Raw genomic sequence first — 20,476 nt, 5'->3', positions numbered from 1 at the left:
CTAGTGGGGAGACTCAAATCCGCGACTTATCTGCTCGGTTCCTGAGAATGCCCGGCCTCGCCCACGCTTCAGATTGAGTCCGACTAAGCGGCTTTTAAGCAATCCCCTTGCCACCGGTAACGCCGTACACTTCTCCATTGATGAAGCTGGCCTCTTGGCTGGCGAGCAAGACATAGATTGGGGCGATTTCCACTGGTTGCCCCGGACGGCCGAAATCACTGTCTTTTCCGAACTCTCGAACCTTGTTGTCTGGTTGCCCTCCGCTGGGCTGCAGCACTGTCCAGAACGGGCCTGGGGCGACAACGTTGGCGCGGACGCCCTTGTCAATCAGCTGCTTGGACAATGCCTTGGTATAGGCCACGATGGCAGCCTTCGTCGTGGCATAGTCAAGCAGGATGGGCGAAGGCTCATAGGCTTGGATGGATGCAGTGGTTATGACGGCCGCTCCGGGCGGCAAGTGCCGAGCGGCCGCTTGGCAAATCCAGTGAAGCGCATAGATATTGGTCTTGAAGGTAGCGTCGAAATCGCTGGTGGTCAGCTCGGCGATGGATTTTCGAAATTGCTGCCGCGCCGCATTGACAACCAGTATGTCCAGGCCCTCCAATAGCTCGGCGGCGCGATCCACCATCGCTCGGCTCCATGCTTCATCCTTGACATCACCGGGCAAGCCAACCGCCTTGCGGCCTTCAGCCTCGATAAGCGCAAGGACCTCTTGGGCGTCCCTCTCTTCTTCTGAAAGGTATCCAATTGCCACGTCAGCCCCTTCGCGTGCGTAGGCAATGGCGACCGCTCGCCCGATGCCGGAGTCGCCTCCCGTAATCAGAGCGCGTCTACCCTTCAGCCTTCCGGCACCGACATAGCTATTTTCGCCATGATCAGGTGCTGGCTCCATCCTCCCGACGATACCCGGCGCCGGCTGGGGTTGGCTGGGAAACGGAGGTTTCGGATATTGCTCTCGGGGATCCTGCATCGTCATTCTATCAGCCATGGTGTCGCCTCTCGTTCGAACAGCCAACCAACCATCTCCTTTGGAGGTTCCATAGGCTTCTGCTGGTACCACTTGCGGTCAAAGGGGAGCCATTGGTGACGACGTCGGCCCAAGCCGACATCGTCTGCAGCGCATTAAGGTCTTTGTCCCGTCATCACGGGATTTCGGTGGTTTCGCTCTTCGTCATCAGGTTAACGGCGGCGCAACAAATTCTGCGATATCCGCCGGCTGCTTTCTTGGTTGGAGAGTGGCTACCTCACGCCCTCGCGCGTCAAATGGCAATGCAGCAGGGGGCGTCGTAAGGTCAGGCCGGCACGCATCGGAGCCGGCCCTACCATATTGGCTAGTCGTGATGCTCGGGCATAGCTTTCAGTTCGTCCTTCGTCCACGACGTCAGGGCGTGAACGTCGCCGTCTTCATCGCGCATGAACTCGAGTTCGTTAAGCGGGACGGCAACGGGCTTTGCTCCGATACCAAGAAATCCCCCAACATCGATTACCGCCATGCCGCCGACGTTGCCGCCATGGATGTGATCGACCTTGCCGACCTTTTCGTCATCGGCACCGTAAATGATAGCGCCTTCCAAAACCGCAGGGGTGAGTTCAATAGTGGAAAGGCGAATGTGGTTCGTGTGATCCATGATGTGGTCCTCCTATCGTACGAAAGACCAACCAATCAGTAGGGCTGTCGTTCCACTTAACCCGTCGCTAGACTTCAGTCAGGGTAGGAAATTGCGCGTCCCGTACTGCACGAAGAGGTGTGCCGATCCCTGATCTGGGCGTCGGCGGCCCTTTGAGAAAGCCGAACCTTCATCAAGCGGAATTTCCGCGTACGATCTGATCTGCGTGGGCAATAACGTCGTCCATATCCTCGGACTCGCCGTTGTCGAGCTGCCTCAGGCCATCAGCGACGTTCAGAATCTCCGCCCCTTCGCCCGCCAGATAAAGACGCAGAGCTCGGACCATCACCCAGCTTCGCGTGCGATCCGAAGTTTCAGCAATCATTTCGATCGCGGCCAGAACATCCAGCGGAAACCGAAGCGTGATGGGATCGGACAGCTCTTGTCCCGCCATGAATAGTACTCCTGATGTCCGCTAACGACGGCAGGCAATGCCTACGTGTTGTTCATACCTAATGCCGGAAAATTCCTGGGAATCATCGTCTAGCTCCAAAGGTCGGCGAACGACGACCTTCCATCGGTCGTCCAGCGCCTCAGAGCCACCCTGAGGGGTAGCGACGAAAGTATCCAGCTCGACGCGACGGCTATCGCCGGCGATGACCTTATCGACCTCATTCGCCAACTCGGCAGCACCCACTTGTTCGAGGATATACCCCAGCCTCTGAAGCGTCGGCGTGGGAATGACACCCCTCAGGCCGATGATCGCCGAGCCCTCGATCTGCTCCGCCAGGTCTCCGATCACCGAGGCCGCGGCGTCTATAGACCCCGACGCCCGTGGGTAGCGCAGCAGGTCTGCCGCCGTCAGCGCCGCAGAAGACATATTGAAGAAGCCGGCCTCCGTTTGTTTGCGCTCGATCAACTCGTCCGGCGGCATGACGCCATTGTAGAAGAAGTCGATAACCCCGCGACCATAGGGAATGGACGGCATCCGCTTTGACGAAACGACCTGGAAAGTCATCACCGCTTGATGGGCGGCGCCGTGCAGCTCGGCCGCTTTCAGCAGACCCACATAGTACGGGGCGCCCTCGTGCGCCATGAGGTCATCTATCACCTGCGTTGCCGGTGGCGCTCCGTAGGCCATTTCCTGCGGGGGAACGATGACGTAGAATCCTCGCCGGGGGCGAAGCAGGCGCCCCCTGTTAATGGCACGGAGCGACGCATCCTCGAAGGCGGAAGGGCTCATCCCCAGCAGGGAAGGAACCTCGTCCTTCGAGAACGTCAAGCGCCCGACGGAAAGGAGGCGCAGCAGCTTATCTGGTAGTTGCTCGTTCATTGCATGTTCATAAGTACGCGATATGTGCGGAATTAGCAACATGAAATGACAAAGGCCCCCAACGCGAGGAGCGCTGACCAACTGCGCAACAAGCTGCTGCACAATTGAAATTTCCCGCTTTGGTCTTGCGCCCGACCGAAATCCGACAGACCTTTTGGCGTGGCTTTGAGCTTGCGCAGAACGGGAGTCGATCAATGGGTGCAGTCAATCTTTCCGAAACGGAGAAGAGCGCGATCGCATCGATAGACGAACGGGAGCTGGGCGCGCTGATTGACCAGGCCATCCGGGACGAGCAACTCGGCGACCTGCCCAAGCTCCCACTCTCAAATTGTGGGCGCTATGTCTCCAGCAAACTCCACCGTTTTGGGGAGGCCCTCTCCAGGTATGGCCAGGCCAAGGCGGCAAAAAAGCGTTCCGAGACCAAGTACAGTGTCGAGAAAGCGGGCAGGGACCTGTCATTCGCTGTCGGTCAAATGAAAAGTCGGCTGGAGGAAGAGACCAAGAACGGAGAGCTGTTCTACGTCTATGACCAGATCCATTGGCCTTCCCGATTCAGCGCCGACTTAACCGTTCGCGTAAGCTATCGCTGGCGGCGTTCGGTCGACGAGGATTGGAAGCACGGAAGCATCACCTTTGCCCACAAAGTCGTATCGCGCCCGGATTTCAGCCGACCGACGCCGAAGCGGAAGCCCAGCGCCGCCAAGCAGGCGCAGGATCTGCAGGACCACCTCGCCGGTACCTGGGAGAGTTTTATGCAAAGCTCGCTTTGGGCGGTGCGGGACTATTTTAAGGACGGCGGCGATGGAGCGCTGATTCCGGAGAAGTTCCAGGCTATCCCAGACTCCCACACCGGCGGGCTCAACAATTTCAGCACGCAGTTCTGGCCGAGGAAGGCGTAAGGGCCATGGCGTAACTGCTCGGCGGATACGCGGACCTGGCCGATCAGAGCGCCGCCAAGGTGGCTGACTTCACCGATCCGGCGCTTCGGCAGGCTTCCTCGAAGGTGCCGTCTCGACCTGCCTCGAAATCCTGCCGTCCACGGAGCTAGTGGAGAGGGCTCGAGTTGTAACCCCATGCACGATTGGCGTTGTTTGGCTCGCATCTATTAAAGGCGTGGTGATGTCTCTCCCGAGCCCCAAGACAACCGGCGACGCACCACTTCTCAACACGGCAAAATGCGTCAGTTCCTACGCCTGGGGATGATACTGATCTTGCCATCAACCTCCAGGATGGCGAACTCGATCTCATCAAGTGCGCTAAGACCTTGCGTGCTGCGGGCCGCCTCCAGAATTTCCTCCAGTTCTACGCGCGAGCGTCTTAGGGCATGTTCGTTAGCCTTACCTTCGCGTACTAATATGGTTGGGACGCCATCTAGCACTCTGCTCGCATTAGGGAGGTGGCGCTTCAAATACGATAAACCGATGTCTAGCGAGAAAAGCGTAGTGATCGCCAACATTGCGCCGGTTATCGAAGGCCTGCTGCGTTGTCTCGGCAACTATGAGGACCATGACCAGATCGAACGAGGTCATTTGGGCCATTGTTCGCCGCCCCGACATGCGGAAGATGAGCAAAAGCAGCAGATAGACGACGATTGCGCGAAGCACGACCTCCATCCGTTCCCTCCTACGGCATGACCAAGGTGGAGATTGATAGCTCATCCGGTCCTAGGCGAATTCCCCAGCGAGCCGGTCCTGGCCTATTCGCGCGGACAGCCATGGTCACGTGGCCACCGGATGCCGTTCCGAAAACCAGCACTATTCCGTCAGGGCCTAGATTTTCTTCATCGGGTTGCGGGAGAATGTGTTCGATGTCGAAAACATCGGTGAGACTCGGTAGCAGGGTGATAGTAGTTACCCCCGGCGCCAGATCGAGCTCCAGCGTGACATCGGACTGCCAGCGTGCGACCGTCGGATAGTCCAACGCGCTGGTTCCTGCCCGTGCAGTGGAACGGGAAAATAAACCGCCTCCGCCGAGAAGACCCAGCAAGCCAGCCAGCACTACCAGTGCAAAGCCGGCCCAGAACCACCTTTCCAGCGTCCAGAAGCGCTCTTGGAATGCGGGATGCTCGTCAAGTTCCAGCGGTTTTCTAGCCAAGCCGACCTCCTAACCTCGGATCAGCAACGCGCGAGGTCTCGACAGGCTCCGCTGGCGTTTAGGTCCGTCTCTATACGCGCATGACGGTGTTCGGGCCGGTGATCGCATTGAGGCCCGGACTGATTTACGCATCGGATGTCTGCGGCGCCCTGGGCCTGACAGGTATCGAGATCAGCGTTTGGGCGGCGTGATTATGGCGGTGCTGGGGGCACCGCCATTTCTGCTTGGGTACGCTTGGTGTCTTTACAGGGCGATCAGACCTGTGCCCCGGGAAGGCTGAGACCTGCCTTACTTGCTCAGAACCAGACGCTGCGCGTCCCGATTGCTGGCATAGTCGTCCTTATTGTAAGGCGGTTGGGCGTCTAACTGCTCCTTCGTGATCGCTGCCATAAGATAACGTTTCCCGTCCTGATCGCTCACGAAGTTCAGGCCATCGAAGGCTACGGCGACAGGCTTCGTGCCGATACCGAGAAAGCCACCGAAATCGACGATCACGGCATCCAGTGAACCCTCCTGAGTCAGGACGAAGTCGCTGATTGAGGCAATCTTGTTGCCATTCGGGTCGAGCACCTCGACGCCCTTGAGGTCGTCGCCCTTGATGCCGCCAACGTCGACTGGCGTCAGGGTCTTTACGTCGATGGCTCCAAGGGCAGGGGCGGCGGCATTCTGGTCCGCCGGCGCCGCTCCAGGGGCCGCGTTCTGTGCGGCGGCGGGAGCCGGGGGGGCAGCTGCCGGCGCGTTGGCTGCGGGACTAGTGGCCATCGCATTCTGATCCACGGGGGCGGTCAGCGTCGTGTTCTGCGCAGGATTGTCCCCTTCCGCGGCACCGCCGGCCTGCGCAGTTTGCGATAAGGCTTCAACGGCCTTTTCGTGCTCCTGCAGTGTGGCCAGGGTCTTTGCCGCAAAATCCTTCACCTGGCCGGCCTCGCCGCCCTTTGAGAATTGGTCGAAAAGCGCCACCGCCTCGTGATGGGCGTCGGTCTGCATCTGAATATAGGCCGCATCAAAATCCGCGCCGGACGCTGCGTTCAACTGATCAAGCATCTGCTTGTGCTTATCGTCGAGGTCGGTCGGCACTTTGATGCTCTGGGCATCAGCGGCGGCCTTGAGTTCATCCCCTGCCTTCGTGTGGTCATCGATCATCCGCTGGGCGAATTCCTTGACTTGGGGAGATGTAGCCTTCTGCAAAGCAATCTTGCTGCTCTCGATCTCGAAGAGATTGGAGACAGCGGCAATATCCGTGAATTGCTGCGCCGATGTCACCGCGGCAGCTTCTGTCTGCGCAGCCGCTGGAACTGCATTGTTTTGGGCGATTGCAGGAGATACGGACAAAGCGGCCAGCGCCGCTACGAGCATATAGCGTTTCATTTGGTCCTCAGTGATTTGTGGCTGTCAGAACGGGAACTTGCCGGTGAGGGCACGGTTCCCAGGATCTCGACGTGCGTTGATCACAATCCGGAATTGTCGGTCGCTGGAGCGATCTTCCGGGGAAGGGCTGACAAGCCGGGACCGGAGCATGCCCTTCTGCTGCGAGATGCCGTGAACCGGTTGCTAAGAGCTCGGAGAACCAGGCTTTTGGAAGAGCTTTCTCTGGGGCCTGGCTTGAGCATTTGGGATCGCTACGCCGATAATGGGGGCGGAGGACCACCGATGAATTCATTTAGACAATTTGAGATTCAGCCCTATCTTTTAGGATTTCCCGTAGGGCCGGCAATCCGGATGAATGGGACCGACGTCATCTCGACGGCGGAAAGGTTATTCCGAGCCCGGCTCGTTCGATCCGGACGTCTCGGGCAGCTTAAGGCCTACGTGACCTATCTCGACGACGAGTGTCGCTCTGTTCGGGTGAGATTGTATAGGCACTAGGCTGGCATCAATCCTACCCCGCATTTCGTGCGGGGTAGGCGATAAGGAGATCTAGGCGGCTTCCTTGTTGGAAATCCCTTCGGCCACCTTGGTCAGTTCCTGGTCGGTGGCGACTTCTTCCCGCAGCGTGGCATCGAAGAGCTTTTCGGCTTCCGGCATTCCGAGGTCGGCCGCCCAGGCTTTCAATGTGCCGTAGCGGGTGATCTCATAGTGTTCGACAGCCTGCGCGGCCGAGATCAGGCCGGCATCTAGAGCCGGAGAGTCCTTGAATTCGTCCATGATGCTCTTTCCTTCCTCGATGATCCCCAGGATCGCATCGCAGGTTTTGCCGCGTGGTGCCTTCCCGAGCAATTCGAACACTTGCTCAAGCCGGTCAATATGTCCCTCGGTCTGCGCCAGGTGCTTCTCGAACCCTGCACGCAGTTCCGGTGAATGGGCCGCCTTCGCCATCTTCGGAAGCGCCTTCGTGATCTGGCGCTCAGCGTAATAGATGTCCTTGACGGTATCGAGAAACAGATCGTCCAGCGTTCTTGCCTCTGGCATGATTTCATCTCCATTTGCTTGCAAAATGCGGCCGCTCGTTCTGCGGTGGGCCGCGGTTGCCTCGCCTGAGCGGCGATAGGGACAATTTTGCAGAAGCTGGATTGTTCCCCTGGCACCCACACTCCAGCTCAAGACTATTAGAGGTGGCGCCGTGCGGCCGAACATGACACGATGGGACTAGATCGGTCGTGCAGATGCTGCGCGCACACACCCGTAGCGGCCGAGCGCTCCAATCCTTCGCACTCTTAAGGATTTCGACAACGCGAAAGCGTTGGGCATGGAGAATTTGCTTATGGGACGCCAGCTAAAAATCACCGTTCTCCTGGCGGAGGACGACGCCTTGGTAGCTTTGGACCTGGAATATATGCTTGGCGAAGCCGGTATAGATGTGACGCCGGTTCACTCCATTGAGCGTGCACTCGAAGTCGGCCTTGCCGGGGTCGACTGCATTCTGGCTGATATCACCCTAGGGGGGGAAAGCATCGAACCACTCTGGGACTCTAGTAGGGAAGCCGGCGTACCGATGGTCATTTACACTGGAGTTAGCAAACGAGCGATCATGGCCGAGTTTCCGGGCGCGCCGTTTGTTCCGAAACCCGCTGCCCGACGCGATCTCCTTTGGGAGATCGTAAAGGCCACAACACGCGATCAGTCCGGAAAACCAAAAACAAGGGCTTTGTCGCGGTCTCGGTGGATCGCTCGCGAAGTCGGGGCCGCAATGCATACGCTTTCAGTGCCTATGCTCGAATGGCAATCGGAAGCACGCAAGCTTAGAGCGATCGTAGACAGCGGGCGGGCGCCGAACGAGGCCTACATTGCTGCAACCGAACTCCTGGCGAAGGTGGAGGACGCACAACTGGCCTTGGAAAGGATAAGCAAAGACCTCGCTTTAGAGGTTCGCTCGGATAGCCGCTTTGTCGATCGAACGAAAAGCCTAGTCAACCTGTTCAAAGACTTGGAGGCGGTTGCGGCCCGGGCTAAAGGGGACGACTAGGAACAGAGCCGTATTCGACACGGAATCGAGCGGGTTGGAACAGTCGGTCGCGCGCCGCGTTCTCGAAGGAGTACCTTTGGAGAGCAGCATGGCCGCGCGTGCGATATGGAAAGGCGCCATCAAGATCGAAGAGCTCGTTTGTCCGGTTGCGATGTATACGGCAACCACGACTTCCGAGCGCATCGCTTTGCACCTGGTCAACCGGCGTACCGGCCATCGTCTTAGACGTGTCTATGTTGATGAAAAAACCGACACGCCCGTGGATCGGGACGACCAAGTCAAGGGATACGAAGCCAGTTCCGGCAAATACGTTGTCCTGGAGCCGGACGAGATCGCATCGGCCGTGCCGGGAAGCGACAAAATCCTAAGGGTTGAAAACTTCGTCACTTGCGGCAAGTTCGAAACCACCTATTTCGACCGCCCCTATTATTTACTGCCGGCATCGGATACGGCGGAAGAAGCTTTTGTGCTCATCCGAGAAGCTCTTCGCAAGGACAAGGCAGCTGCTATTGCGCACACCGTCCTGTTTCGACGTCTTCGACCGGTCCTAATAAGAGCCCACCGCAAAGGTCTCATCGCCACAACCCTCAATTTCGACTACGAGGTGCGTTCGTCAAGGGACGCGTTCAAGGGGATTCCGAAAAAGAAGATCGACCCGGAAATGCTCGAGTTGGCCGCGCACATTCTCAAGACAAAAGCCGGGGATTTTGATCCCTCCAAGTTTGACGACCGCTATGAAGAGGCGTTGGCGGAATTGGTGCGCGCCAAAATTGAGGGACGGAAGGTCGTACCCTTGAAGCGGCCTGAACCGACAAAACCCAACAACCTGCTGGAAGCTCTGCGGCTGAGTGCCAACGGGGAGGCAAAATCCGGAAGGGCCTCAAATGACAGAAAGAGAGCCGAGCCGCGAAGGAGGGCGGGCTAGTTTGACTTCTTCGAAGAGCCGGTCTTGCTTTCCAAGCTCTTCTTGAGGGCGGCCATGAGGTCGATGACATTGCTTGTGCCATCATCTTCCTGATGCGCTGTCGACGATGGAGGCGATGGCTTCTTGCTACGTCCCCGCTTGGATTTGATGATTTTGAGCAATTGAGACTGGACCGGATCTGCAACCATATCGTCTGACCATAACGTGGTTCGGTCCTCGATTAGCTTAACCACCATGTCGAGCATCTTTTTATCGACAGGTTCATCATCAACTTTGGCCCAGTACTCATTCTCGTCGCGAACTTCATCGCCGAACCGCAGGGTCCAGAGGAGGATGCCATTGCCCCATGGCTGGAGCATCACAGCGCGCTCGCGGCTGCCGATAACCAGGCGTGCAATACCGACGACATCGCTGTTGGCCATGGCTTCACGGATGACGATGAACGCTTCTTCGCCGACTTCGTCGGCCGGAACCAGGAAGTATGGACTATCGTAATAGACCCATTCGATGCTGTCCGCTGGAGCGAACTCGTCAATATCGATCGTTCTGGCGCTTTTGAGTTGAACGGACTCCAGTTCCTTGTCCTCAAGGATTACGTAGTCGTCCTCGCCTTTTTCGTATGCTTTGACCTGATCCTTCCTCTCTACGGTCTTACCCGAAATGGCATCGACGTAGCTGGTGTAGATACGATCGCCGGTTTTTCGATTGATCGTATGAAAACGCACCTTCTCCCCCTCGGTCGTCGCGGGGGTGAGGGTGACGGAGCACGTCACGAGGGAGAGCTTCAGATATCCCTTCCAGAATGGTCGAACAGCCACGGACCTCTCCTGCGGTTGAGAGCGAAACGCATTGTAAAGGTGTGCGTTCCTCAATTCGCGATGGTGTCCAAGCGTTTCGGCAACCGTTTGTCATGGAAGTGGCAGAAACGCGCACCTTACTCGTTTGAAATGGTTTCCCAACTCGACAAGCGACCTCGACGTAGCGGGAGTCACTTGCCCATCCGCTTCCGGCCCCGAACATGTCGCCGTCTTCACGTGAATTGCTGGAGGCGTAGCCCTCACCTTAGAAGTGAACCGCAACCTTTTCGCGATTGCGAAAATCGCGGCGAATGGATTGGTGCCTTCCAAGGCCCGACGGGCGAGCACAGGAAGGCAACGAAGCGGCCCACAAACGTTCCGGATCGGTTAGAGATAGGGAACCCACCGCGCTCCGTCAGATTGAGCTTAGGACCCGTATCGCGAGTATCCATGAAACCTCAGCTCTTTTCCGCAGCAGTGCATCTTTGCGTCGACATGCAAAGGCTCTTTTGCGAGTCCACCGAATGGTATACCCCATGGATGGAGCGTATGCTCCCCAACGTGGTGAGGTTGGTAGAGCCGCGGCCGGAGCGAACGGTTTTCACACGTTTCATTCCCGCTTCGTCTCCAGACGAAGCCAACGGTGCGTGGCGCGACTATTACCGCCGCTACCGATCGATGACGTTGTCGGAGATGGACCCGGGCTGGGTGGCTCTCCATCCGGAACTGGAACGATATGTCCCGCCCGCGGCGGTCTTCGATAAACCCGCCTACAGTCCGTGGTGGTCGGGACAATTGCATCGCCTGCTTCGACGAAGCGGAGTCTCGGTCCTGATCCTCAGCGGAGGCGAGTCTGACATTTGCGTGCTGGCGACATTGCTCGGCGCCATTGACCTCGGATACCGCGTCATATTGGTGCGGGACGCTCTCTACGGTTCGGCCGATCCTACCCACGACGCCATTATGGAGGTCTACACAAATCGGTTCGGCATGCAACTGGACCTGGTCGAACTCGACGAAGTCCTCGAGTTCTGGAGGGCGGTGGGATGAAACCGCTTTTCGGAACTATCCCTGCCGCGCTTGGTTCGCCTCTGAGCACGAGGCATAGGAGGTTTAGATACCAAGAGGCGACAAATCCAAATACACCGACAAGCAAGAGCGCAAAGCTGATCACATAGCTGAGGGATACGAGGATCGCGGCGTCTCCGAAAAGGAGGCGGAACGCAGAGCTTGGGCCACGGTAAACAAAGAAAGTGGCGGCGGAAACAAGTCCGGTTCGGGACGAGGCAAGCCTGATACTCACTCTTCAGCCAAGCGCGGCGGAAAAATTGGTGGGGCGGCCTCAGCAAGCCGGTCCGCAGCAGCCAAATCGGCGTCGGCCAAGAAGGCGGCGGAAACGCGTAAGCGTAACGCCGCTCATCACGTGAGCCACTAACGGGTTATTTCGACAGCGCCATAACCTGCTCCGGATGTGGGAGGCGAGGCCTCCCACGTCTAATTGGCGGCCCTACCCGCAGTCATTGTTGATCGAGGTCGGCGTGTCGATCGGGCGTGCGCAAACCCGAGGAGGGCTCACTGACAGGGAGGTCAGGAGGCCCGGCACGGGATGCATGGGAGGAATTCGGTTCCCCGGTGCCGTAACTCATTGTCGTTGACAACGACCAAGTGACAGGGGAGCATTTCGGTTATGGAACGCGTCAGGCGATAGCGGCTGACAGGATTTCTCAACAATGCAACTTCGATCGGATGGCACAGCCCGCCGAACCGGCAAGTTAATCCGTTCGATCCTGAAGTGATCGCAAGGTAAAGACGGCACTCCAGGCGGCCAAGCTATCTCCGGAGGCGACCCCTTCGAGCCAAAGGTGATCGCCGGACCAGACGTTGACGTCATCGAGAGGCCCATCCGATAGGTTGGCAAAAAGCGACAGGGTCGATTTGTCCCCGAGTATCCACGACACCTTCACGCCATGGCTGCCAAGGAGCTCGTAGCTTCCGCTGTTGCCTCGCATACCGCCGAGCCGAGGGGCGATTTGCTCTGCTCTGATGCCAATGAGACGGCGGTAAAGGGACAGATACCTGCGGTGTCCGTCTTTTGAAAGCGCCCCCCAGTCCAGCTTCGACTTGGCGAACGCCTGCTGGCTCATAGGGTCGGTCATGCGATCGTAGTTGGGAAGGGACCGCAATTGCTCGCGACGTTGCTGCCGAATTTCCTCTGCCAGATCCGCCATGTCACTGAAAAAGAGGAAGGGCTGGTCGGCTGCCCATTCCTCACCCATGAACAATAAGGGGATTTGCGGAGATAAAAGGACGATCGCCGTCATCGTGCGGCATGCCTGTTCGTTGGCCAGCAGATGAATGCGCTCACCGCCTGGCCTGTTGCCGATCTCGTCGTGGTCCTGAAGGAATGAGACGAACGCGGTCGCAGGTAGGAAGGAACTGGATTCTCCCTTCGTCTCCTGCTCGTGTTTCATATACTCACCCTGCCACGCTAACCCCTCGGCGAGTGAGCGGGCCAGCAAATCTCGACGACCGACATAGTCTGCGTAGTACAGAAACGACTCCCCGGTGGCGGCCGTGTGGAGGCAATGATGGATGTCATTGGCCCATTGCGCGGTGTAAAGCCACGGCGTCCCGTCTTCCTTCCGCTTAAGCCAGCCCGCCTGATTGGCCGAATTCTCGGCCACCAAATGGATATGTCGTCCGTCTGTTGATGCTCTGATCTGTTCAGCCAAGTCCTGGAGTACATGCTTCGGTCCATCATCCTTGATTTCGTGGATGGCATCGAATCTAAGTCCGTCGAAGCGGTATTCGTTCAGCCAGTACCTGGCGTTGGCATAGATGAATTCGCGGACCATGCTCGCACCGTCGTCGTCGAAATTCACGGCCGATCCCCACGGTGTTTCGTGTTTCGGACTAAAGGCAGGGGCATAGATGCCCAGATAGTTTCCTTGGGGGCCGAAATGGTTGTAAACTACGTCCAATATCACAGAGATACCGCGGATATGTGCGGCGTTGATCAAGGCCTTGAGGTCTTCCGGACGCCCATAACTCGAATCGGGTGCGAAAAGCAGGGAACCATCGTATCCCCAGTTCCAGCGCCCCTTAAAGTCGGCAATAGGCATCAGCTCGATCATCGTGACGCCTAGCTCGATCAGATGATCGAGCTTGTCGATTGCCGCTCGGAAGGTGCCTTCTTCCGTAAAGCAGCCGATGTGGATTTCATAAATGATGGCCTCTTCCCACGGGCGGCCCGGCCATCCTCGATCGGTCCATTCGAACGTGCGCGGGTCGATCACCTGGCTCGCGCCATCCACGTCCTGGGGCTGGAAACGAGAAGCGGGGTCTGGGACCATGCTGCGGTCTTCCATGACGAATAGATACTTCGCTCCATCCCCTATGCCCACGATTGAGACTTCGAACCATCCGCGGGGTAGGGCGGTCATCCGCGTTGTTTTCTGACTTTCGATCAATCTCAATGAGACGCTTTCGCATTGGGGGGCCCATAACCGGAACCGTACGCCATCCCGGGTGATCTGCGTTCCGAATTTCATCGTCTGTTCATAGGTGAGAGGAGGGGGCGTTAGGGAAGCGGACATGACTGAACGATCGCCGGTTTGGTGGGCTAGTTAAGGAAAGTGCTGTGATGCGAGCGGCGCGAGCTTGGCGGCCCGTCATGCGCCTAGTGCATTTTTCAGCGGATCTCCGTCGTGATGTCGAGGGTGAACTTCACTAGGCGGCGACCGGTTGCTCACCATCGAAGTTATCGCAGCTCGGGAAGCACTTGATGCCCGAAGGCCTCAATGAAGGACCTCTGATTGCGACCGACGGGGTGGATGTGGATTTCCGCCGGTTCGAGTGCAGCCACGGCTCTTAAATGGTCCGTGTGCTCGGAGAGATCGTGGGACACGACGACTGCCCTGGCTACCTGCTCGACGGAGACGGAGGCCGCAATCCTATCGAAGTCTGCCGGCCGGCGCAGATCCTGCAATATGCCACCTCCGATGGCGCAGGCACCCCATTGATGGACCGCCTCGTTAGTTGCTTCGGTAAGGGTAGGCGCCCAGCAGTGCGCACTTTGAATGATGACCGGCTTGCCGGCTCCGCCGGCATCGCGGAAGGCTCGGATCGTATCTGCAATGCTCTCCACGGACCGACCGGCTGTCAATAAGCCATCGCAATTGGGAGCGAGGAATGCAGCCGTTTCTGCCGTTAGCGCGGCGCCGTAGAGGGCGGGCAAGGAAGATGGGCGACTATATAGCTTCGCTTCGACCACAGTCACGCGACCGTAAAAGCTTATGGTTTCGCCTTGGAGGAGGGCGCGAATAATGGTGAAACACTCAAGAAGGCGAGCGTTGCGCTCGGTCTTTTCCGGCCATGCCTCGCCGGTGATTGCTTCGTTCAGGGCCTCGCCGCTTCCCAGGGCAACCCAGAGACGGCTCTCGAAGAGGCTCGTCAACGTGGCGATGAATTGGGCAATAATGGCGGGATGGTATCTATAGCCAGGTGCTGTTACCACACCGAAAGGCAATACGGTGGCCTGTAACGCCGCACCGAGCCACGGCCACGCCGCCCCGGACTGTCCCTGCCGCTCACTCCAGGGATGGAAATGGTCGGAGCATTTGGCACAGTCGAAACCTGCCGATTGCGCGAGTTGTACTAGCTTGAGCAGGTCTTGGGGGGAGAACTGCTCGTGCGATGCGTGGTAGCCGATTTTCAACTTCGACATTCGACGGGGCGGACCTCATCATATTCGTCTTGCAAACCCGCGTCGGCGTGCTTGGTTCCAGGTCGCAATGATGCCGCGGGACTTTGCGAGAAGCGATGGGGCGCTGCGCTTTGCAGGCTTGAACAACGCATCGCGACCCGTGCCTCCCTAGCGTGACGTCGGTTCTACAGGGAGGAGTTGCATCTGGCTCATTGCCTCATTTCAGATCAATGACCGCCTTGAAAGGCCATCGTTTGCTCCCTAGCTCACCTATGCCGGACTTTCGCCGGCGCTGATCCCTTAGCGTTTGACGTTTCGTGAATCGGTGAACTCAATGAACTTACAGCAAAGCAAATCTGTTACGGCGGCCGACCAGTTTGTCCCATTGTTCGATTGGAGGCCGGACATCGCGCGATTTGAGCGCGACGTAGACCATGCCACCAAATCAGGACGAGGCGATCCTCTCACGCTGGGCGAAATGCAATGCTCGCTCGACTTGATCGACGCCGAGTTGCTCGCTCTCCGGGGCGACGAGCATGCGGACGCCCGCAAACGTGCCATTATCCAGGAATGGATTGCGTTGCGCGGACGCTTGGCCCGGCTGATCGCCGTGATGGAGCCTCTTGTCGCCGAATAACAAGAACGGCCCCTTCAGGGGCCGTTCCCTTAAGCAGTGTCTCGCGTTTCTTCGGGCTGTGGTATCGACCGGAAGACAACATTGCTATTGCCCCGGGACGTCCGTTTGCCCGCCATCAGGAGCCCGGCTCTGCGAGCTGCATCAACCAGCGCTTCTCGCGCCTTGTCGGCAGAGACCCAACCATCGATAGCGTTCTGGCACAATTTCCGCGCACGCCGATAGTGCTTCGCCTTGGGCCTATCCCAGTAGCGTTCCAGATACTCGAGCGCTTCCCATGCGCTCCAGGCCACGTAGTTCCCGGTTTCATGGAGCCGAAGGTAGACCGGTTTGGAAAAGGGTCGATGTCCCATCACTTCCTCCGATAGTCTGAACAAGCGATGCGGCATAGCCGCTCCAATTACATGTTTCAGGGGAGAGATCGATTCAAGGGGGCGGTCCCGCGCTATCAGGTTCTCGACCACCAGTTCACGCGCCGTCTTCATAGACACGACCTCGACTAACCTGACGTGGGCTTGCAGGTCCTTTAAGCTTCACCGCTCCTCGCGACGCCAATCCGAGCAGAGACGCATTTGGGGTAGCTCGGTCGAATTGGAGGCGTTAGGCTTCCTGCTGAAGCCGCCGACGCCATGAGGTGCTGTCATGACTGATCCAGGCGCTCCTAACGGGCCCCTCACCATCGCTGATATTACGGTGGTCGATCAGTCGAAGCTGAAGAAGGCTGTTACCGCTGCCGCTCTTGGCAACACCATGGAGTGGTTCGACTTTGGCGTTTATGGCTTCGTCGCCTTCGCGCTGGGCAAGGTCTTTTTTCCGGATGCCTCGCCTGCCACCCAGACAATTGCGGCGCTGGCGACATTTTCGGTGCCGTTTCTGGTGCGCCCGGTGGGTGGGTTGTTTTTCGGCGTAATGGGGGACCGTTTCGGTCGCCAGAAAGTGCTCTCGCTCACCATCGTCATCATGGCAGCCAGCACATTCTGCATTGGTTTGATCCCTGGCTATGACACCATCGGCGTGCTCGCTCCCATCCTGTTGCTGGTCTGCAAACTTGCGCAGGGCTTCTCGGTGGGCGGGGAATACACCGGCGCGGCGATCTTCGTGGCCGAGTATGCTCCTGATCGTCGGCGAGGGATGCTCGGAAGCTGGCTCGATTTCGGCTCCATAGCCGGCTTCGTTCTCGGCGCCGGTTTCGTGGTGTTGCTACAGACCGTGTTGACCGAGGCGGATTTTCTGAGCTGGGGTTGGCGCCTGCCATTTCTCGTTGCCGCGCCGCTCGGTCTGATCGGGCTCTATCTTCGCCATGCGGCCGAGGAAACACCGGCTTTCACGCAACAACTGGAGCGTCTGGAACAGGAAGACAAGTCAGCGCTGCAAGATCGTCCGGCAGTGCCGTTCGCCGAGATATTCACGAAATACCGCAAGGCGCTACTGGTCTGCATTGGCTTAGTACTGGTGACGAACATCACCTACTACATGCTCCTCACTTATATGCCCACCTACCTGTCGAGCAGCCTTGGCTACGAAGAGAGCCATGGCGTGATGATCATCATCGCAGTGATGATCGGTATGCTTTTCGTTCAACCGTTGATTGGCCTGACCAGCGATCGGATTGGTCGCCGACCCTTCATTCTGGTTGGCAGCGTCGGCCTCTTCGTGGTCGCCGTGCCTGCCTTCCTGATGATCATCAGCGATCGTCCAGCGCTGATCTTTCTTGGGTTGTTGTTCCTGGCAGTGGCGCTCAATTGCATGATCGGGGTGATGGCAGCCACTTTGCCGGCGCTCTTCCCGGCCCGCATCCGCTACAGCGCTCTGGCGAGCTCATTCAACATTGCCATTATCGTAGCCGGTCTCACCCCAACCCTTGCCGCGTGGCTGGTCGCAAGCACAGGTAATCTGTTGATGCCGGCCTATTATCTGATGGTCGCAGCGATTATCGGAGTCGCTACAAGCTTGTTTCTGCCCGAGACCGCCAACCGGCCGTTGCGGGGCGACACGCCGAATGCGTCGAGCGAGGCGGAGGCGAAAGTGCTGCTGCAGGAAGCCTACGATACGATCGAGGAGCGTGTCGAAGATATCGATACAGAAATCCTCGCACTCGAGCAAAAGATAGCCGAACTCTCAGAGCGCCGACAGAAACTGGCTGACCGGCATCCCCACATCGACTGAGCTTCATAGTTAGCCGGCTTGCACGGAACAAGCCCGTCCGGTGCATGGTCTTCGTGACACTGCCGTCTTCCATTCGCGGGCTGTACGACGGACTTCCTACCGGGGCCAGCTTTCTTCAGGGCGTGAGCCAATTCCGCAGCTGCCATAAATCCGAAACCCGCTCTACTCGTTGACAAGCCCTAGGAAGCTTGGGACCCACCATCGCGGGCAAGAGCTCAGAAATCGCAGACATATTTGAAGGTGACCGGGGAGGGCACTCTCCCCGGTCGAGTTCGGCAGCTATTGGCGGTCATTCTTGTGGCTCTGCTGCCCCGCCTTCACATGCTGCTCATGCGTGCCGCCGCGCGTGCTGTCATTGTCGCGGCCGGCAGCCTGCCTGGTATCGTCGTTCTTGCGGCTCTGCTGGCCGGCGCGAACGTGCTGTTCGTGGCTCCCGCCACGGTTGCTATCGTTAGGCATCGTACTTTCCTTGGTTATCACTGACAGGATAACGTCAGCGACCCACCAACCAAGGCCGCGGACCATCGTTCCGAGCTTTTCGATCACGAATGAGGTGCTTGACGGAAAGGTGAGACCACCGTGAAAAAGCGCCGCGCAAACTCCGGTGTGGCGCAGTCCAGTAGGACCTCAGGGAGAAATCGGCGACGCACGCTGTTCAACCAGGCCAGGGCTTGGACCGGTGGACCTGAAACGTGCGCCGCCCGCCTGCTTTCAAAGTAGGCGGCACGTCAACTTACAAGCCGAGTGAAGGTTGCGCCCGGCCACGATCCCGCGTCAGACGCGATCCAGGAACTCAAGCACCCGGATGGTAAGTAGTGCGGTTGCATCCGCGTCAAAGGACGGGAGCGAGCTGTCGGCGAAGTAGTGTTGATCGCCGGAGTAGAGGAAAAGCTCTGCGTCCTCGACCTTCTCCACGATCTCGCGGGCCGCGTCGATGTCGCTCTCACCGACGAAGATCGGGTCGTTGTCCATACCATGAATCTGAACCGCGACGCCGTCTGGCCAAGGTCCGAAGGCCCACTCGCCACCAATCGGCAGACAAGAGTAGAAGAATAGGGCTCCGCGGGCTCCGGGCCGTGTCTGTGCCAGCTTCTGCGCCGGCAGCACACCGAACGAGAACCCGGCATAGAGGAGCCCGGCAGGCAGGTCGTCGGCAACGCGGACGCCGCGCTCCCGCATGTCGTCAAATCCGATCTCACCGATATAGGCGAGCCCCTCATCAATGCTCTGGAACGTGCGTCCGTCGAACAGATCCGGCGTGTGCACGAGGTGACCGGCGGTCCGCAAGTCGTCGGCAAACGCGCGCACACCCGGGGTCAGCCCCTGCGCGTGATGGAACAACAAGACCTCGGCCATATAGAGCCTCCGGGTGGTTGGTCGGGCGCACGCTCGGGCAACCTACAGCGTCATCGCCTCACCGGGAAGAGTGTGGACACGTTACAGAAGAGCGTCGGCGACCTCGGTGACGATCGTCAATATTTGACTTCGAATGGCAGCGCTCTCAGGCCATCGACGATGCGTTCGATTGCCTTGTAGGTTTGGGACTGGAAATTGCCACCGGAAGATCGGACCAGAACAGTGCTTACAGTACGTTCTCTGAAAGTCATTTTTGGTGTGAGCGCCAAGGACATAAAAACGCCCCCGGACACGACCGAGATCCCCGGATAAACACAAATCTTTATAGGCGGAAGTTTACACCCGCCTTGAGGGTACGGAATTTGAAGCTCTCATCCAAGGCGACGGGAAGACGTCGGGCCCCGCGGATCGTCTTACTCGCAAGGTCTATATACGCGTGTTCCGTCTGCTGCGTGATCTGGTCGATGATGGTAGCTGCCGGCAATCAACTAGACTCCTGCCCAGCGTACGCACACCGACGCTTTTCTCTTCTGGATGTAACCGAGAGCTAGATTGGAGGCCCTGCCTTGGGATCGAACCAAGGGTGCCGGGATTTGCAATCCCGTGCGTAACTCTCCGCCACAGGGCCATAGCCTCTTTAAGAGCACCTGCGGGTAAATCGTCGATTAATCGAAAGCCGAGCTTCGCCCCGTCGAAGGAAGCGGCAAAGGCCACAGGGTTGCACGAGAGGGCCTTCGCCGCTACTGGCGCTCGTTTGAGCGATAGGAAATCTACGGCGCCGCAAAGGGGAGTGCTACCGTCCATCCGGGCTACCTAAGAAAACAGCCGCGACGGAGATGAGCGGCTGCAAGTATGTGATGCTTAGGGAGGTTATACATCTCGCCTGCCGTTGCGCAAAGAAAATGCCGCGACCAACGCCGGTCGCGGCCCAGGGAAATCAGGAGGAGTTGGTGTGACGCGCCCCCTATTCAGCGTCTTCGAAACAAAGAGCGCGTCACGGCCACGCGCGCACGTGGCTCTCTCGAAACTTACTTACGAGCCGGCGGTTGCCCCAGCCGGGAGAAAAGGCGGCACGCGGTTCGACCAGGCCAGGGGCTTTGAGGGCAGAGACCTGTGCGCGTGCCGCCCGCCTGTTGAGGTAGGCGCATCTTAACGCACGCAGAGTTCGAAAGTTGCCGCGCTTAATGGTGCCGAGTAGCCAAATAGAGTGCAACCAGAATTGCTGCGGCGATAGTCGCGCGGCGGGCTGTCGTTTCGAACCATCGGCAACTTCCTCCTTCGGTGAAGTCGAGCCCGCGGGAGGAGGGACGCTCGAAACCTCGCACGGGCAGTACCAAGCAGATGTACACAATAACGACAGGGAGAATTCATTATGCCGAGGCACAAGGGATGGCGCCCCAAAATGTCCGTTAGGGCCTAGTGTTGGGAGGGCCCCGACTCGGACTTGAACCAGCCG

Annotated in this window: 20 protein-coding genes, 1 tRNA gene and 1 pseudogene; 7 read left to right on the top strand and 15 right to left on the bottom strand. The window is 58.3% G+C overall.

Features of this window, described 5'->3' with window-relative positions:
• Positions 1–94: 94 nt before the first annotated feature.
• The 4 genes from JNE37_RS20720 to JNE37_RS20705 all read right to left on the bottom strand — a co-directional run bounded on the left by JNE37_RS20720 (position 95) and on the right by JNE37_RS20705 (position 2,940).
• On the bottom strand, positions 95–988 hold the full coding sequence (locus JNE37_RS20720; protein ID WP_203064651.1) for an SDR family oxidoreductase: 894 nt from the start codon (positions 986–988) through the stop codon (positions 95–97).
• Between the two features lie 343 nt (positions 989–1,331).
• Positions 1,332–1,628, bottom strand: a complete 297-nt coding sequence (locus tag JNE37_RS20715; protein ID WP_203064650.1) for a PRC-barrel domain-containing protein — start codon at positions 1,626–1,628, stop codon at positions 1,332–1,334.
• A gap of 172 nt (positions 1,629–1,800) precedes the next feature.
• Complete coding sequence (locus JNE37_RS20710; protein WP_203064649.1) at positions 1,801–2,061, bottom strand: CopG family ribbon-helix-helix protein; 261 nt, start codon at positions 2,059–2,061, stop codon at positions 1,801–1,803.
• Between the two features lie 21 nt (positions 2,062–2,082).
• Positions 2,083–2,940 (bottom strand): type IV toxin-antitoxin system AbiEi family antitoxin domain-containing protein, encoded by an 858-nt coding sequence (locus JNE37_RS20705; RefSeq protein ID WP_203064648.1) that lies wholly within the window; start codon positions 2,938–2,940, stop codon positions 2,083–2,085.
• A gap of 194 nt (positions 2,941–3,134) precedes the next feature.
• On the opposite strand from JNE37_RS20705, the gene JNE37_RS20700 reads away from it, so the two are divergent.
• Entirely contained in the window at positions 3,135–3,839 is a 705-nt protein-coding gene (locus tag JNE37_RS20700) for a hypothetical protein (RefSeq protein ID WP_203064647.1), read from the top strand.
• 281 nt (positions 3,840–4,120) lie between these two features.
• On the opposite strand, the pseudogene JNE37_RS20695 reads toward JNE37_RS20700, so the two are convergent.
• From JNE37_RS20695 to JNE37_RS20680, 4 genes and pseudogenes are all read right to left on the bottom strand, one after another.
• Positions 4,121–4,553, bottom strand: a pseudogene (locus JNE37_RS20695) (DUF421 domain-containing protein).
• A 10-nt stretch (positions 4,554–4,563) separates the two neighbouring features.
• Positions 4,564–5,034 (bottom strand): hypothetical protein, encoded by a 471-nt coding sequence (locus tag JNE37_RS20690; protein ID WP_203064646.1) that lies wholly within the window; start codon positions 5,032–5,034, stop codon positions 4,564–4,566.
• Between the two features lie 288 nt (positions 5,035–5,322).
• On the bottom strand, positions 5,323–6,402 hold the full coding sequence (locus JNE37_RS20685) for a DUF4142 domain-containing protein (RefSeq protein ID WP_203064645.1): 1,080 nt from the start codon (positions 6,400–6,402) through the stop codon (positions 5,323–5,325).
• 549 nt (positions 6,403–6,951) lie between these two features.
• Positions 6,952–7,443, bottom strand: a complete 492-nt coding sequence (locus JNE37_RS20680) for a YciE/YciF ferroxidase family protein (RefSeq protein WP_203066445.1) — start codon at positions 7,441–7,443, stop codon at positions 6,952–6,954.
• Positions 7,444–7,720: 277 nt separating this feature from the next.
• Between JNE37_RS20680 and JNE37_RS20675 the strand changes: the two genes are divergently transcribed.
• Positions 7,721–8,437: a response regulator gene (locus JNE37_RS20675; protein ID WP_203064644.1), complete on the top strand. Its 717-nt coding sequence runs from the start codon at positions 7,721–7,723 to the stop codon at positions 8,435–8,437.
• 88 nt (positions 8,438–8,525) lie between these two features.
• Complete coding sequence (ku, locus tag JNE37_RS20670; RefSeq protein WP_203064643.1) at positions 8,526–9,362, top strand: non-homologous end joining protein Ku; 837 nt, start codon at positions 8,526–8,528, stop codon at positions 9,360–9,362.
• Here ku (JNE37_RS20670) and ku (JNE37_RS20665) read toward each other — a convergent pair.
• Positions 9,359–10,180: a non-homologous end joining protein Ku gene (ku, locus tag JNE37_RS20665; RefSeq protein WP_203064642.1), complete on the bottom strand. Its 822-nt coding sequence runs from the start codon at positions 10,178–10,180 to the stop codon at positions 9,359–9,361. The genes ku (JNE37_RS20670) and ku (JNE37_RS20665) overlap by 4 nt on opposite strands.
• Before the next feature lie 429 nt (positions 10,181–10,609).
• Between ku (JNE37_RS20665) and JNE37_RS20660 the strand changes: the two genes are divergently transcribed.
• On the top strand, positions 10,610–11,209 hold the full coding sequence (locus JNE37_RS20660) for a cysteine hydrolase family protein (protein WP_203064641.1): 600 nt from the start codon (positions 10,610–10,612) through the stop codon (positions 11,207–11,209).
• Between the two features lie 67 nt (positions 11,210–11,276).
• On the top strand, positions 11,277–11,594 hold the full coding sequence (locus JNE37_RS20655; RefSeq protein ID WP_081840690.1) for a plasmid stabilization protein: 318 nt from the start codon (positions 11,277–11,279) through the stop codon (positions 11,592–11,594).
• A gap of 337 nt (positions 11,595–11,931) precedes the next feature.
• Here JNE37_RS20655 and treZ read toward each other — a convergent pair whose 3' ends face one another.
• Together treZ and JNE37_RS20645 are read right to left on the bottom strand one after the other, a co-directional pair.
• Positions 11,932–13,710 (bottom strand): malto-oligosyltrehalose trehalohydrolase, encoded by a 1,779-nt coding sequence (treZ, locus tag JNE37_RS20650; RefSeq protein ID WP_203064640.1) that lies wholly within the window; start codon positions 13,708–13,710, stop codon positions 11,932–11,934.
• Between the two features lie 209 nt (positions 13,711–13,919).
• Positions 13,920–14,885: a TIGR03885 family FMN-dependent LLM class oxidoreductase gene (locus JNE37_RS20645; protein WP_203064639.1), complete on the bottom strand. Its 966-nt coding sequence runs from the start codon at positions 14,883–14,885 to the stop codon at positions 13,920–13,922.
• A gap of 313 nt (positions 14,886–15,198) precedes the next feature.
• On the opposite strand from JNE37_RS20645, the gene JNE37_RS20640 reads away from it, so the two are divergent.
• A complete protein-coding gene (locus JNE37_RS20640; protein WP_203064638.1) occupies positions 15,199–15,501 on the top strand; it encodes a hypothetical protein in 303 nt (100 codons plus the stop codon).
• Positions 15,502–15,530: 29 nt separating this feature from the next.
• Here JNE37_RS20640 and JNE37_RS22890 read toward each other — a convergent pair whose 3' ends face one another.
• Positions 15,531–15,851: a DUF982 domain-containing protein gene (locus JNE37_RS22890; RefSeq protein WP_379125339.1), complete on the bottom strand. Its 321-nt coding sequence runs from the start codon at positions 15,849–15,851 to the stop codon at positions 15,531–15,533.
• 289 nt (positions 15,852–16,140) lie between these two features.
• On the opposite strand from JNE37_RS22890, the gene proP reads away from it, so the two are divergent.
• Entirely contained in the window at positions 16,141–17,664 is a 1,524-nt protein-coding gene (proP, locus tag JNE37_RS20630; RefSeq protein WP_203064636.1) for a glycine betaine/L-proline transporter ProP, read from the top strand.
• Between the two features lie 279 nt (positions 17,665–17,943).
• Here the strand turns inward: proP and JNE37_RS20625 are convergent, their stop codons facing one another.
• The 3 genes from JNE37_RS20625 to JNE37_RS20615 all read right to left on the bottom strand — a co-directional run bounded on the left by JNE37_RS20625 (position 17,944) and on the right by JNE37_RS20615 (position 19,648).
• Positions 17,944–18,123, bottom strand: a complete 180-nt coding sequence (locus tag JNE37_RS20625; protein WP_203064635.1) for a hypothetical protein — start codon at positions 18,121–18,123, stop codon at positions 17,944–17,946.
• A gap of 315 nt (positions 18,124–18,438) precedes the next feature.
• Entirely contained in the window at positions 18,439–19,020 is a 582-nt protein-coding gene (locus tag JNE37_RS20620) for a dienelactone hydrolase family protein (protein WP_203064634.1), read from the bottom strand.
• A gap of 553 nt (positions 19,021–19,573) precedes the next feature.
• Positions 19,574–19,648: transfer RNA gene (locus JNE37_RS20615), tRNA-Cys, on the bottom strand.
• Between the last annotated feature and the right edge of the window lie 828 nt (positions 19,649–20,476).

Source organism: Paradevosia shaoguanensis (assembly GCF_016801025.1).
GTDB classification, from domain to species: Bacteria; Pseudomonadota; Alphaproteobacteria; order Rhizobiales; family Devosiaceae; genus Paradevosia; species Paradevosia shaoguanensis.
This window is presented reverse-complemented; position numbering and strand designations above follow the sequence as displayed.